Annotated in this window: 10 protein-coding genes; 5 read left to right on the top strand and 5 right to left on the bottom strand. The window is 53.4% G+C overall.

Annotated elements, in window-relative coordinates; translation table 11 throughout:
* Positions 1–24 precede the first annotated feature (24 nt).
* From Kalk_RS13920 to Kalk_RS13900, 5 genes are all read left to right on the top strand, one after another.
* On the top strand, positions 25–1368 hold the full coding sequence (locus Kalk_RS13920) for a UDP-glucose dehydrogenase family protein (RefSeq protein ID WP_101894825.1): 1344 nt from the start codon (positions 25–27) through the stop codon (positions 1366–1368).
* A gap of 17 nt (positions 1369–1385) precedes the next feature.
* On the top strand, positions 1386–2489 hold the full coding sequence (locus tag Kalk_RS13915; protein WP_101894824.1) for a glycosyltransferase family 4 protein: 1104 nt from the start codon (positions 1386–1388) through the stop codon (positions 2487–2489).
* A gap of 88 nt (positions 2490–2577) precedes the next feature.
* Positions 2578–3618, top strand: a complete 1041-nt coding sequence (locus Kalk_RS13910) for a glycosyltransferase family protein (protein WP_101894823.1) — start codon at positions 2578–2580, stop codon at positions 3616–3618.
* On the top strand, positions 3615–4319 hold the full coding sequence (locus Kalk_RS13905; protein ID WP_101894822.1) for a YrbL family protein: 705 nt from the start codon (positions 3615–3617) through the stop codon (positions 4317–4319). The genes Kalk_RS13910 and Kalk_RS13905 overlap by 4 nt, the downstream gene beginning before the upstream one ends.
* Positions 4309–5355: a glycosyltransferase gene (locus Kalk_RS13900; RefSeq protein WP_101894821.1), complete on the top strand. Its 1047-nt coding sequence runs from the start codon at positions 4309–4311 to the stop codon at positions 5353–5355. The genes Kalk_RS13905 and Kalk_RS13900 overlap by 11 nt, the downstream gene beginning before the upstream one ends.
* A 6-nt stretch (positions 5356–5361) precedes the next feature.
* Here Kalk_RS13900 and Kalk_RS13895 read toward each other — a convergent pair whose 3' ends face one another.
* The 5 genes from Kalk_RS13895 to Kalk_RS13875 all read right to left on the bottom strand — a co-directional run bounded on the left by Kalk_RS13895 (position 5362) and on the right by Kalk_RS13875 (position 13422).
* Positions 5362–6276 (bottom strand): mitochondrial fission ELM1 family protein, encoded by a 915-nt coding sequence (locus Kalk_RS13895; RefSeq protein WP_101894820.1) that lies wholly within the window; start codon positions 6274–6276, stop codon positions 5362–5364.
* 51 nt (positions 6277–6327) lie between these two features.
* The gene (locus tag Kalk_RS13890) at positions 6328–7248 is read right to left on the bottom strand and encodes a branched-chain amino acid transaminase (protein WP_101894819.1); all 921 of its coding nucleotides are present in this window, start codon (positions 7246–7248) and stop codon (positions 6328–6330) included.
* Between the two features lie 78 nt (positions 7249–7326).
* A complete protein-coding gene (gene glnE / locus Kalk_RS13885; protein ID WP_101894818.1) occupies positions 7327–10263 on the bottom strand; it encodes a bifunctional [glutamate--ammonia ligase]-adenylyl-L-tyrosine phosphorylase/[glutamate--ammonia-ligase] adenylyltransferase in 2937 nt (978 codons plus the stop codon).
* Between the two features lie 122 nt (positions 10264–10385).
* Positions 10386–12140 carry a hypothetical protein gene (locus Kalk_RS13880; RefSeq protein WP_101894817.1) on the bottom strand — a complete coding sequence of 585 codons (1755 nt, stop codon included), beginning with the start codon at positions 12138–12140 and terminating at the stop codon, positions 10386–10388.
* Between the two features lies 1 nt (position 12141).
* Positions 12142–13422, bottom strand: coding sequence for an acyltransferase family protein (locus Kalk_RS13875; RefSeq protein ID WP_101894816.1), 1281 nt, complete (start codon positions 13420–13422; stop codon positions 12142–12144).
* Between the last annotated feature and the right edge of the window lie 2 nt (positions 13423–13424).

Genomic DNA, 13424 nt, shown 5'->3' with positions numbered 1-13424 from the left:
TAGCAATGCAGGATAGCACTAGTTATGAAAATCACCGTATTCGGAACCGGCTACGTAGGTCTTGTCACTGGCGCCTGCCTGGCTGATGTGGGTCATAACGTGGTCTGTGTAGACATAGACCAAGCTAAAATAGACAAGTTAAAACAAGGGCTTATCCCAATATTTGAGCCCGGCATAGAGGACGTAGTGAAGCGCTGCGTGTCGGAAGGCACTTTGAATTTCACCACATCTGCTGCCGAAGGTGTTGCTCATGGCACGGTACAATTCATCGCTGTGGGCACTCCGCCCGACGAAGACGGCGCTGCAGATCTGCAGTACGTGGTGGCTGTTGCCAAAACCATTGGCCAGCACATGACTGACTATAAAGTCGTTGTGGATAAGTCCACCGTTCCTGTGGGTACCGCGGAAAAGGTTCAGGCAGCGATCGCCGGCGAGCTGGCCAATCGAGGTGAGGCCATCGACTTCGACGTATGCTCTAACCCTGAATTCCTCAAGGAAGGAAGCGCGCTTGAGGATTTCACTAAAGGCGCTCGTATCATAGTGGGTACGGACTCAGAGCGGGTTCAAGAGGTCATGCAAGAATGCTATGCCCCCTATATGCGCAACCACAACAAGCTCATGTTTATGGATGTGCGTGCGGCAGAATTCACCAAATACGCCGCTAACGCCATGTTGGCCACCAAAATCAGCTTTATGAACGAAATGTCGCAAATGGCGGAGCGACTGAGCGTCGACATCGAGCATGTACGTGAAGGTATCGGTTCCGATCCGCGCATCGGTTACCACTTCATCTATCCTGGCTGTGGCTATGGCGGCTCTTGCTTCCCGAAAGACGTCAAAGCACTTGCCAGAACGGCACAGGATATTGGATACAACCCTGAATTGTTGTTAGCTGTTGAAAACGTCAATGAACGTCAAAAGTCCGTGCTATTCGACAAGGTAAACAAGGCATTCGACGGCGATTTGAAGGGTAAAACCATCGCGGTGTGGGGTTTATCCTTCAAACCCAACACCGATGACATGCGCGAAGCACCCAGCCGTAATCTAATGGAATCCCTTTGGGCTGCTGGTGCCAAGGTGAGGGCCTATGACCCTGAAGCGATGGAAGAAACCCACCGCATTTACGGTGACCGCGATGACTTGGCTTTCTGCGAGCATCGCAATGAGGCTGTTGCCGGAGCCGACGCACTGGTGATCTGCACCGAGTGGAAAGCATTCCGCACACTGGACTTTGACTGGCTCAAGCAGCAGCTCAAGTTCAGCGTGGTGGTTGATGGTCGAAATCTATACAATCCAGAGGACGCCAAGGCCGCAGGCTTCCTTTATTACGCTGTGGGTCGCGGGGATTCTCTGGCTCCAATCAAGTGAACCAAGCTGACAAACCAATGAAGATTGTCCAGGTTCTCCCTGCCTTAAATTCGGGCGGGGTGGAACGCGGCACCGTGGAGTTTGCCAGAGAGATTGCAGCGCAAGGGCATCACTCAATTGTAGTCTCCAGCGGTGGGCGCATGGTCGATCAGCTAGTGGCTGAGGGCACCGAGCACATAGAAATGCCGGTACATAAGAAGTCCCTCAGCTCTCTGCTGCAAGTCAGGCCAATGCGGAAGCTGCTTACGGAGCTCAAGCCGGATATTGTTCACGTGCGATCACGCATCCCTGCCTGGATCGTCTGGCTAGCCTGGCGCAAGATGCCGCCAAGCACTCGCCCAGGCCTGGTGAGCACGTTTCATGGTATGTATTCGGTAACACCCTATAGCGCAATAATGGGCAAGGCTGAACGGGTGATCTCTATTTCTGACTGTGTACATCAATATATTTTGGATAACTACGATGTACCCCCGGAAAACATAACCCGCATCTACCGCGGGTTGGACCCCTCAGCGTTTAACCCGAGAGCTTGCTCGGAGCAATGGAGAGCAACACTGCTTAAGCAATACCCCGAACTAGAGGGAAAGCGCATAATTCTGATGCCGGGGCGCCTATCTCGCTGGAAAGGCCAGGAGGCGTTTCTGCAGATGATGGCCAAGTTAATCGAAAGGGAGCCTGGCGTCCACGGCGTGGTGGTGGGAGCAGCAGAGGCCAACAAAGAGCACTATCTTGACGAACTTCTGCAACTTCGCGATAAGCTGGGCCTGAACGACAAGGTAACTTTTGTGGGTCACCGTTCAGATATTCAGGCCTTCTATGGTGTAGCCGACATCACATGTCATATGTCCAGCAAATCCGAACCTTTCGGCCGGACCGTGCCAGAGGCTCTCGCTTGCGGCTGCGCCGTTGCGGCCTACAACCGCGGCGGCGCCAGCGAATCATTGAATGCGGGTTTCCAGCAAGGGCTGGTGGAACCGGACAACATTGCAGCTTTTGCCTCGCGTGTCAGTGATCTGTTACGCACCAAATACGATATCTACCTGCCAAAGGAATTCTATCTGGAAAGTCAGGTGCAAGGCACCCTGGCGGTTTATGAAAGCCTGTTGCAACAAAAGCGCTGACCTGCACCCGCACGGGTTATGCGCTGCGACCAGCACTGGTATAATCGAGAGCAAATTACGCTAATATCACCCCTGGGAACACCACTCCATGAGAGTACTCAATATTGCTTACCAACAGCTGCGCCGCTACGGGAAAACACGGGTCAGCTGGGCACAGAAACTGACCTTCGGACTAATTAAGAACGATCACTATACCCAGGGATTCAGTGATCGTGACGTCGCCGCGTTTGAGGCACCTTTGGGCATACGAGATCTTGGCGTCAAAAAAGCCAATCGGCGCTTACTGGAAACCGTAGATGCCTTCGAGCCTGACTTAGTAATCGCTGGTCATTGCGATATGATCAGCAACGATACTCTTGCGGCCATTAAAAAGCGTTTTCCCGAATGCGCTGTCGTTCACTGTAACAACGACCCGCTTTTTGTTCCCAGTAATGTCAAGCGCATCAAGCATCGCGCTACAGTCACTGACGCCGTTTTCGTTTCAACCGGTCGTCGTGAATTGAAAATATTTGAAGGCTTTGGTGCTCGCGTCTACCACATGCCCAATCCAGTGGACGCATCTATCGAGAACCTCAACAATCACGAAAGATCCGACCTGCCCATAGATTTGCTTTTCTGTAGCAACAGCAACGATTTCACCAAACGTTTGCAAATGATCAAGCGATTCAAAGATGCCCTATCCAATGAAATGAATTTCAAAACCTACGGCAGCTTTGGCGAGCCACCCGTATGGGGGCGCGATTATGATCGAGCACTGGCGAACACAAAAATGGGACTAAACCTTAACCGCCAAGAAGGTCACTATTGGTACTCTTCTGCACGCATGGCACAACTGGCCGGGAATGGAATTTTACAGTTCACACATTCGGATCTAATGTTTAACGAACTCTTGCCCGCAGAAAGCGCCGTCTATTTTCGACACGAAGATGATCTATTAAGAAAAATTCGTGAATTCCATAACGATGATGCGAAACGCCAGGCGTGGGCAGCTAGGGCTCACGAATTTTTCCATTCCGAAATGAATTCCAAACTATATGCACAATACATTCTTGAAGCGTCTACCCTCACTCCATTTAGCCACAACTACGTCTGGGCGCAGGATATCAACCTTAACGGCACCATGAAATGACTTTGATGCTATCGTCGCAGCGCCCTTTTGCCCAAGGTGGTAACCGGTTATGCTTTGTACACCCAAAGCACCCTGACCGCTGCGTGAAAGTTCGACGCCCTGATTTTTCTCTGGAAGCACGACGACGCAAAAAGGGGTTCCCTAAGAACCTTAAACCTCTTTCCAGTTTTGATGACAACCTTGAAGAATTTCATGTCATGCAACAGCTTGAACAGCAGTTTGGCATGCCCATATTCAACCTGATTAGCCGCTGCTACGGTTTTGAAGACACTGACATGGGCCGAGGACTGACGTCAGAACTAATACGCGATCACAGCGGACACATATCCCACACTCTCAAGCAATACCTTTGGGATCACGATCACACAGAAGATAGCCAGCACGCGGTAAACACGTTCTGTAATCAATGGATCGACCTGGGAGTACCCTCTCGAGATCTTCTTTTACACAACATTGTAGCCCAAAGAAATCACAAAGGCCTTATTGTACGCTTGGTGTTGATTGATGGCTTAGGCAATCAAAACATTTTACCCATGTGGCTACAGCCACTGACATTACGCCGCAACAAAGCCCGTCGTAAAACAGAAAATCTTCGAGAGCGAATAGAAGCGCTCGTGAATCAGCGCGGCGCCGACACCTTCCCCGGCTTCCACGGCCAGCTGTTTCATGAAGGAGTAGAGGATAAAGACCATGAACAGTAACCCCATTCGCGTCGCTCAGGTACTGGCCGGTGCCGAACAAGGCGGGGCGGAAAACTTCTTTGTGCGACTAGTAAGCGGGCTAAATGGGTGCCCCGAACTGAATGAGAAAGCGTTTATTCGTGACCACGCCCACCGCATTGACTCTCTGCGCAACAATCACGTCGATACGCAAGGCTTTCGTTTTGGTGGCAAGCTCGATCTGCTAGGTAAGTGGCAGTATCTACACGCTTTGAAATCCTTCGATCCTGAAATTGTAATGACTTGGATGAGTCGGGCCAGTGGCAGCACTCCGGCATCAAAAAAGTATCAACTGGTCAACCGGCTGGGGCATTACTATAAGCTAAAGTACTATCGCCATGCAGACTACTGGGTTGGTATCAGTCGTGGCATTTGCCAGCATATGATTGATGGCGGCTTCCCCAAAGAAAGGGTTGTCTATATACCCAACTTTGCCGACGAGACACCTGTCAATCCGATTCCTCGGGATAGCTTTAACACCCCCGCCGAACGACCTCTAATATTGGCAGCAGGTCGGTTGCATGTGAACAAAGGCTTTGATGTGCTGCTGCACAGCCTGTCCCAAACGCCTAATGTCACCTTGTGGCTGGCGGGCTCTGGGCCGGAAGAAACCAATCTTAAAGCTCTATGCCATCAATTGGGTCTGGATGAGCGAGTTCGTTTTTTGGGCTGGCGCAACGATGTGACCACCCTGATGGCCAGTGTGGATCTGTTTGTGTGCCCTTCACGACACGAGGGGCTAGGCTCTATCGTGATGGAATCCTGGGCGCACCGCTGCCCGATTGTGGCCACCAACTCCCAAGGCCCAGGGGAAGCGATCACCGATGAACTCAGCGGGTTGATCACACCGATTGACGATGCTGATGCTCTCAGCAAGGCGATAGTGCGAGTATTGGAAAGCGATGATTTGCGCCAATCCCTGATTACAGGTGGCAGCAAGGTGTATGCAGAGGGTTATTGCAAACAGCATATCCTGCGGGAATACATAGAATTCTACTCACGAATCAGACACAGGTAATCAAGGTTAAGTCAGATACGCCAATAACCAACGAGCCCCCCGATCCGCCTCCCACAGTTTGGTTTCTGTCTCTGGCAGCGACTGCGTTACATTCCATTCGGCATAGTCACGCACCCATTTTTGCCCCAGCAGTTTATTCATGTCTTTCACTACACGGGACTGGCGCAGGGGTTTCATATCCAGCAGGCCAGTGGGGGCGCCGGAGGTAATACATTCGTATACCATGGACACGCTGTCACGGGTGACCCACAGCTGGCCGGTGGTATCCAGCTGCTGTTTGATAAAGCCGCGCTGGGTGTCTTTGTGGGAGATCAATTTCAGGTTGGGCAGGCTTTTCATCGCCAAGGCTGGCAAGAAGGCCTCTGGCGTACGCCGGGAGTCGGTCAGCAACCATTGTACTTGTGGCTGTGCCCGACAGATTTGTTCCACCTGCTCAATAATGACGGCGTCATCCCACTGGTAATGATCGTTAGTGCCTCCGATCAGGAAGGTACCGGTGTTACGATCACGACCTTCATAACGAGGGGTTACTGGGTTCATGACACCAATTGTGGGCAGTACGTTGCTGCGCTTGGGGGGATTATCGTGCACCGGCGTGATGTTGGCATCGAATAAGGCCATGGGGAAAGCGCCCCGCATCAGCAAGATGGTTTTTGCGCGAAAGATGCGTTTCAATTTCAGAATCAGGCTGTGGGTACCGGCACCGGCTCCCAGTATCCAGTCCGGTTGGGGCAGATCGGCCCGCACCCGGCGCCGCAGTATTACATCCAACCAGGCAATACTGAGGCTGTCGACGTTGACCCAATGCACTTCAAACGGGGCCAACGCCTGTAGCCGCTCCACCAAGCCCTCTTGCTGGCTACGGTGGCCGGGTTTCTCGTCGGTAACGATCCACAATACACGGGGGCTGGCACTTGTCATGAATGGTCTGCCTATTGCCGCATCACGGCATGCGCTGGGACAAAATCCACCTTAAACCAGGCTGATCCACTCTGGATGCTTGTCGGTCCGACCCATTACATGGTCAAAATAGAGCTTCTGCAACTGTTCGGTGATGGGGCCACGCTTGCCGGAGCCGATCACGCGACCATCCAGTTGCTGAATGGGCAGTACTTCTGCAGCTGTACCGGTGAAGAAGGCTTCGTCTGCTACGTAGACTTCATCCCGCGTAATGCGCTTTTCGATGATTTCATAGCCCAGTTCTTGGGCCAGGGTGATGACGGTGGCGCGGGTAATACCATCCAGACAAGAGGTCAGCTCTGGTGTGTAGATTTTGCCTTTGTAGACAATAAATACGTTCTCGCCACTGCCTTCAGCCACGTAGCCTTCTGGATCCAGCAGCAGTGCTTCTTCCGCACCGCAGGACAGGGCTTCGTTCAACGCCAGCATGGAGTTGATGTAGTTACCATTGGCCTTGGCCTTGCACATGGTGATGTTGACGTGATGGCGCGTGTAGGAAGAGGTGCGCACCTTGATGCCGATCTCTTTGGCTTCCGGGGTCATGTAGGATGGCCATTCCCAGGCAGCAACGATCATGTGTACTTTGAGGTTGTTGGCACGCAGGCCCATGCCCTCTGATCCGTAGAACACCATGGGGCGCAGATAGGCGTGGGGCAGGTTGTTTTCACGTACTGCCGCCAACTGGGCTTCGTTCACTTGTTCTTTCGTGAACGGAATTGTCATGTTCATGATGTGTGCAGAGCGGAACAAACGATCGGTGTGCTCCTGCAAGCGGAAAATGCCCGGGCCGTTGACGGTTTCATACGCGCGGACACCTTCAAAGACACCCATGCCGTAATGCAGGGTGTGAGTCAGCACGTGCACCTGGGCATCGCGCCAGGGAACCATTTCTCCGTCAAACCAGATAAGACCGTCACGGTCGGCCATGGACATGATCTACTTCTCCTATGAAATTCAGATTCCGATAATGGATTTTTCAGGCGGGTCGCCCGAACCCGCAACTATAACATACTAAGAAAAGGTTTTACGCCAGATTTCACGCACTTGTCGACGCTCATTGATGAACAGGTCAGCACTGACGCTGGTTCCCCCATTGAGCAGCGCCAGGGCGTGGGTTTGGCTGCGGTAGAGCAGATAGGCGCTCTGCAGTGCTGAAACGTCATCGGGGCTCATCACACCTTGCTCCAGCGCGCTATCGAGTATCCTCATGTTGTCAGTCCGTTGTGCCACTGGCGGCTTTTCGCCAGACCAGCGCAATACCAGGTATTGCGCCAGGAATTCGATATCTACGATGCCACCGGGATCCTGCTTAAGGTTGAAGGTGAAATCCGCTCCCAGACGGTCTGGGTTTAGCTCCAGCTCTTTGTAGGTGCTTAGATGACTTAGCATTTTCTGCCGCATTTCAACAACTTCCTGCTTGAGCTTGGCTTCGTCACGGGGGGCAGACAGGATGCCTTCGCGCACGGCATTGAAGCGTTCGGCCAATTGCGGGCAACCGGCCACAACACGGGCTCGCACCAACGCCTGATGCTCCCAATTCCAGGCTTTCTCCTGCTGATAATCCTGAAAGGCCTTGAGCGTGCTCACCAGCAGGCCCGCATTGCCGGAAGGGCGCAGGCGCATGTCGGTTTCGTAGAGTTCACCGGAGGCCATTTTACTTGTCAGTATGTGAATAATGCGCTGCCCCAGCCGGGCGAAAAAGACGCTGTTGTCGATGCTCTTTTCCCCATCGGTGGAGCCACTGGAGTCGGCATCATGAATGAACACCAGATCCAGATCAGAGCTGTAACTAAGCTCTATACCCCCGACTTTGCCGTACCCTATGATGATGAAATCCTGCTCACAAGGGGAGCCATCGGCCCGCAGGGGCCGACCGTATTTTTCCACCATCTGATGCCAGGAAAGATCCAGCACTGCCTGCAGCAAGGTTTCAGCCAGCCATGTCAAGTAATCACTCACTTTCATTATAGGCAGCGTACCGGCTATCTCTGAGGCGGCCACCCGTAATACGTGGCTGTGTTTGAACTGGCGCAACGCATCCATCTGCCGCTCCAGGTCATCTTCGGGTATACGCAGCAAAACCTGACGCAGTTCGTTCTTAAGGGTGTCGACATCGGTGGGCTTGAGCAGGGTAGCTTCATTGAGCAGCGTATCCAGCAGCATGGGGTAGCGGGCGATGGTGTCGGCCACCCAGGGGCTGGCGGCAAACAGCATCGCCAGCCGCTCTAATGAAGAGGGGTTTTCCACCAGCAGAGCGATGTACGCAGAGCGACGCAATATGGCCTCCACCAGACGCAGCACCCGCTGAAAGGTCAGATCCGGATCGGCCTGCTGAGCACAGGCGTTGATCAGCAGGGGCATCAGCTTATCCAGACGCTCGCGCCCCACCGCTTGCATGTGGGTAACTTGACGGCTGGTCTGGAATTCGTGCAGCAGATTCCAGGTGTTCTGGGGCTCGCTGAAACCCAGTTGCTGCAGGTCTTCGATCGCTTGTTCTGCGCTCTGCTCCGTCAACCATAGGCTCACCGCTTGATCCAGCACGGCCACCTCATCCTGATCCTGGGGGGCGGCAATAACTGCATCAAAATGGGTACGCACCCGCTGCCGCGCCTGATTCAGGGTTTGGTAGAACGTGGCCCAATCGGCAAAGCCTAAGCCAATGGCAATGCGCGCCTGCTGTACCTCTTCTTCTGGCAGAAGTTGGGTCTGGCGATCCTGAAGCGCCTGAATGCGATGCTCGACATTACGCAAAAAAACATAATCATCACACAGGGTTTGCACTATCTCGGGGGGCAACAAACCCAGATCCCGAATAATGCCCATTACCTGCAGCAGGTTACGTTGCTGCAGCTCCACATCCTGCCCCCCCCGGATCAATTGGAATACCTGGGCGATAAACTCCACCTCACGAATTCCGCCCGCTCCGGTTTTGACGTTATCCTCGTTGCCACGCCGCAGCACTTCCTGATTTATAAGCTTTTTCAGCTCACGCAGGGATTCGATGACACCAAAATCCACGTAACGGCGATACACGAATGGTTTCAGCCGCTGCAGCAGTTTTTCGCCGTCGCCATTATCACTGCCAATGGCGCGGGCCTTGATCATGGCGTAACGTTCCCATTCCCTGCCCTGCTCTTCGTAATAGCTTTCCATGGCCCGGAAATTCAGTGCCAGGGCACCACTGCTGCCATAGGGACGTAAACGCATATCCACCCGAAACACAAAGCCATCGACGGTGTTTTCATCCAGCGCTTTAATCAGCTTTTGACCCAAACGGTTGTAGAAATCACGATGGGCCATGTCCTTGCGCCCACCTCGGGTTTCGCCTTCATGGGCGTAGGCGAAGATCAGGTCAATATCGGAGGAAAGATTCAGCTCCCGCGCACCCAGCTTGCCCATTCCCAGCACCACCAAGGGCATGGTTTGATCGCTCTGCCCGCCGGACTTGTCTTTGTAATAGGGCAGCCCGAATTGAGGCTCCATCCAGGGATAAATCTTATTCAACGCCTGATCGATACAGGCGTCTGCCATGGCGCTGAGGTCACGGACGGTTTCCTGGTAATCGGCGAGCCCATTGCTGTCCCGCCAGATGATGCGCACCATCTCGCGACGGCGGAATTGGCGCAACGGCTTGGATAGCCCGGCTTCATCGGCAACAGGCTGCAACAGGGTATGCAGTGTGGAGGCGTAATATCCAGGCTCGTGGCTGCGATGGAGTTGACCGCTACCCGCCAGCTCCAACAGCAGTTCAGGAAAGCGAATCAGTTGTGCGGCCACATAATCACTGGCCAGAAAGCAGCCCTGTAATTCCTGAAGCAGGGCAGCCCCCAGACCGGCAACCTGATCCAGCAGGCCGGCGTCGGACAGGGCCTCTTCATATCGATGTAAATTGGATTGCAGTGCAGGCAGCACCGCTGCGGGAATACGATCCAGCGAAAACAAACTCATGGCAGGCAGTGATCCTTTTTTTGCAGGCCGTTTGGCTCAGATGCCTTGATTATTAGTCAAGGCGGGAGTCGGCACCATGATCTGCAACAAATTGCCAGGAAGCAAGCCTTTGACACACACCTTTAAGGCGTAGCGCACTGGGTAGAATCGAGCCTCAACTCTATCGACTGCCCCTTTTCGGGTAATACACAGAGCGCTACATTGCCACTGTTCCAGTGGGAAAACTGATACAGATCGCTGGTGATGGGGCTTGAGAACTGGAAGCGGGCTCGCACCGGGACGCCGTTGCTCACTTCCATGACCGTGACGATCATACCCGCCAGCTGCACACTGTCTCCCTTGGTGAAGGGAACCTGTGGGCCCCGCAGCACGCCTTCCTGCACGCCATCATACAAGCCGCTTTCACTGTAAAGATCCAGGGTGTAGGCATTCAGCACCGTCAGCGTGAGAGGCTGCATGCCCGACGCCAACAACCAGGTTTTTGACGCCACCGGCAAGCCATCATAGGCCCGCACACCATTAATATAACCACCGGCACTGGATAGCGGTGGATTAATGAGGATGGGCGTAGTCTTACGGGGAATATCACTCAGATCCCAGGAACGGGCACCGCTGTTGAGATAGTTATCCCCCACCAGACGCATGGACACCATCTCTAATGGCAACAGCACTCCCGACAAACCAATCTGCAGCACCACCAACACACCCACCAGCAGCGTGGTGACACCTTTCAACCATCCGCTGACGGCCAACTCGCCATTGCGCCAAGCGGAAAACAACAACCCCATAAAACCAGCACTGCCGACGCTGGCTGCGATCAACAAACGGCTATGGGGAATGGTACTGGCCACCGGCACCAAACACAGCAGCGCACCCAGCAGCCAAAAACGCGCTCGACGATCCGCCTTCAGCAGCGGCCAGGACACAACCAGCAACAGCGCAAACAGCAGCATGAACACCAGCCGCCGCCATTCAGGCAAACCGGAGCCCAGCTCGGGCGGTACCATCCAGAACAGACCACCCAGCAAATCCAGCCCACGCCCCACCAGCATCTGCAGGAACAGCCCCGGCGCTTGGAGCAGGTCAATATAATGACCGGAACCACTGGCCCCATACCCAAGCAAAGATCGCATCCCCAGCCAGGCAGCACCAATCACACCGTATGGCAGCAAGGAGTAAATGCGCTCCCGCAATGCGCCGCGCTCCAGCATCAGGGCATAAGCAAACAAATAGGCACCCGCCGTCACCGCCATCTCACCACACAACAATCCCAGGGTGAAAAACACGCTGGATTTGAAATCCAGGGGGCTACGGCTGCCCTGCCGCCACTGATGATGAGAGGCGACCGTAAGAACCACAAACAATACAGCCAATACCGCGTTGCGATTGGCCAACCAGCCCGCAGGCACCCCATGGGTGTAGGACAGAGCGAAAATGAACGCCGCCCACAGCCAAGCGGATGACTGGCCCTGAATCAGCTTGAACAGACGAAACCCACACCACAACATCAAGCCGAAATAAATCAGGCTGTGCACGTGCATCAGTTTCGGCAAATGGGGCCAGGCCGAATAATCCAGACCATGGGTCAATTCAGTGAGGGGTCGCCAGAACGCGTATTCCACCAGAGGATAGGTCCACCAAGGGGCCAGACCCAGGTTCATCAAATCCATTACCCGCGCAGGATCACCATCCACAAAACTGAACAGCCCGTAGGGGCTGGCGGGGCTCACCGTCTGCAGCACCTGACTACGCTGAGTCACCAGCCCCCAATGAAAATAATCATCCAGCTGCATGCCCACCCACAGGGAAGGCAACGCCAACACGATCCCCAATACCAGCGCACACCAGGCACGCTTATCCAAAGCCATTGAAGTCATGTTATTTCCGCAAATTCATGATTGGGCGCTCAATGATCAGATAAACAATCACTGCGCCCAGAATGGTAATACCGGTAGCGTACACACAGATCAGGCTCATGGCCTCCCAGTGCGTATAGTCATAACGCTCAGGATACTTCTGCATAGCCGACACCCCCAACTGCACCAAAATCAATATGGGGAATATATGCAGCAGATACATGGAGTAGGAAAGCTGCGCAAGGGGATACCATAGACGATTGGAAAACAGCAGGTTGAGAACACGACTGAGATAACTTTTCTCAAGACAGACAAGCGCCAGATAGGCCACAGCTCCGCTGAACAGATTGCGGCTGAACGTCTGGTACAATATGGTGAATGCCTGCTGATCATCCATACTGCGACTCAGCACCGGCAACCACATCACGAAAACAATGATGCCAAAGCTGGCAAACTCCAACACCTTGCCCAGGGTGGAATTCAAAAACTGTCGTAGAGCCTGCTCGTTATGAAAATAATAGAATGCTGCGATACAACCACTCAGCAACGCACCGAAACGCGTGTACAAATTGTCGTACAACACCGAGAAGTGGTAGGCATGGAACTGTTTATCCAAAGCCAGATCGCTACCAGACATGGTGCGAATGGGCTCATCTAACATGATCACCATAAAACGCACCAAAAACGACACCCCCATCAATACCCACATACCCAGCAGAGGCCGCCGGGTATGTTTCACCAGCACAAACAGCACCAACGGATATACCAGATAGAACTGCTCTTCTATAGCCAAAGACCAGGTCCAATTCATGGCCTGCTCTTGATAAGGGATAAAGTTGTTCACATACAGCAGGTTGGCCCACAGATTATCCAGATGCAGCTGCTGCCGCGCTTCCAGATCCATAGTGGATAACCCCATCCAGGCGTACAGTGCAATCATGAACCAGTAAGCGGGGCTTAAGCGCATAAAGCGGCGCCAATAGAAATTACCAAAGCGAATGCGCCCATCACGATCGATTTGGCGCAACAAGATGCCGGTGATCAGGAATCCACTGATCACAAAAAAGATATCAACACCCTTATCCGCGTTCCAAATCCACGCAGACCAACCACTGGCTTCCACCATATCGATGAGCTCGACTTCCGGGTTATAAACGCAGTAAATACTGAAAGTGTGGAACACCAGAATCAACAGCATGGATAGCGCGCGGAAACCATCCAGCACAGGAAAATTAGATTCCGGGCGAACAAAGAGTTGTTTCAGGTTGCGAACTGGTGAAAACGCAGACAACAGGGAACTCATTT

Source organism: Ketobacter alkanivorans (genome assembly GCF_002863865.1).
In the GTDB taxonomy this organism is placed as follows: Bacteria; Pseudomonadota; Gammaproteobacteria; order Pseudomonadales; family Ketobacteraceae; genus Ketobacter; species Ketobacter alkanivorans.
This window is presented reverse-complemented; position numbering and strand designations above follow the sequence as displayed.

Coding starts and splice junctions, on each gene's coding strand:
- Kalk_RS13920 (WP_101894825.1), top strand. CDS start 25: ATGAAAATCACCGTATTCGGAACCGGCTACGTAGGTCTTGTCACTGGC.
- Kalk_RS13895 (WP_101894820.1), bottom strand. CDS start 6,276: ATGACAAGTGCCAGCCCCCGTGTATTGTGGATCGTTACCGACGAGAAA.
- glnE (WP_101894818.1), bottom strand. CDS start 10,263: ATGAGTTTGTTTTCGCTGGATCGTATTCCCGCAGCGGTGCTGCCTGCA.
- Kalk_RS13880 (WP_101894817.1), bottom strand. CDS start 12,140: ATGACTTCAATGGCTTTGGATAAGCGTGCCTGGTGTGCGCTGGTATTG.
- Kalk_RS13875 (WP_101894816.1), bottom strand. CDS start 13,422: ATGAGTTCCCTGTTGTCTGCGTTTTCACCAGTTCGCAACCTGAAACAA.
- Kalk_RS13900 (WP_101894821.1), top strand. CDS start 4,309: ATGAACAGTAACCCCATTCGCGTCGCTCAGGTACTGGCCGGTGCCGAA.
- Kalk_RS13910 (WP_101894823.1), top strand. CDS start 2,578: ATGAGAGTACTCAATATTGCTTACCAACAGCTGCGCCGCTACGGGAAA.
- Kalk_RS13890 (WP_101894819.1), bottom strand. CDS start 7,248: ATGTCCATGGCCGACCGTGACGGTCTTATCTGGTTTGACGGAGAAATG.
- Kalk_RS13915 (WP_101894824.1), top strand. CDS start 1,386: ATGAAGATTGTCCAGGTTCTCCCTGCCTTAAATTCGGGCGGGGTGGAA.
- Kalk_RS13905 (WP_101894822.1), top strand. CDS start 3,615: ATGACTTTGATGCTATCGTCGCAGCGCCCTTTTGCCCAAGGTGGTAAC.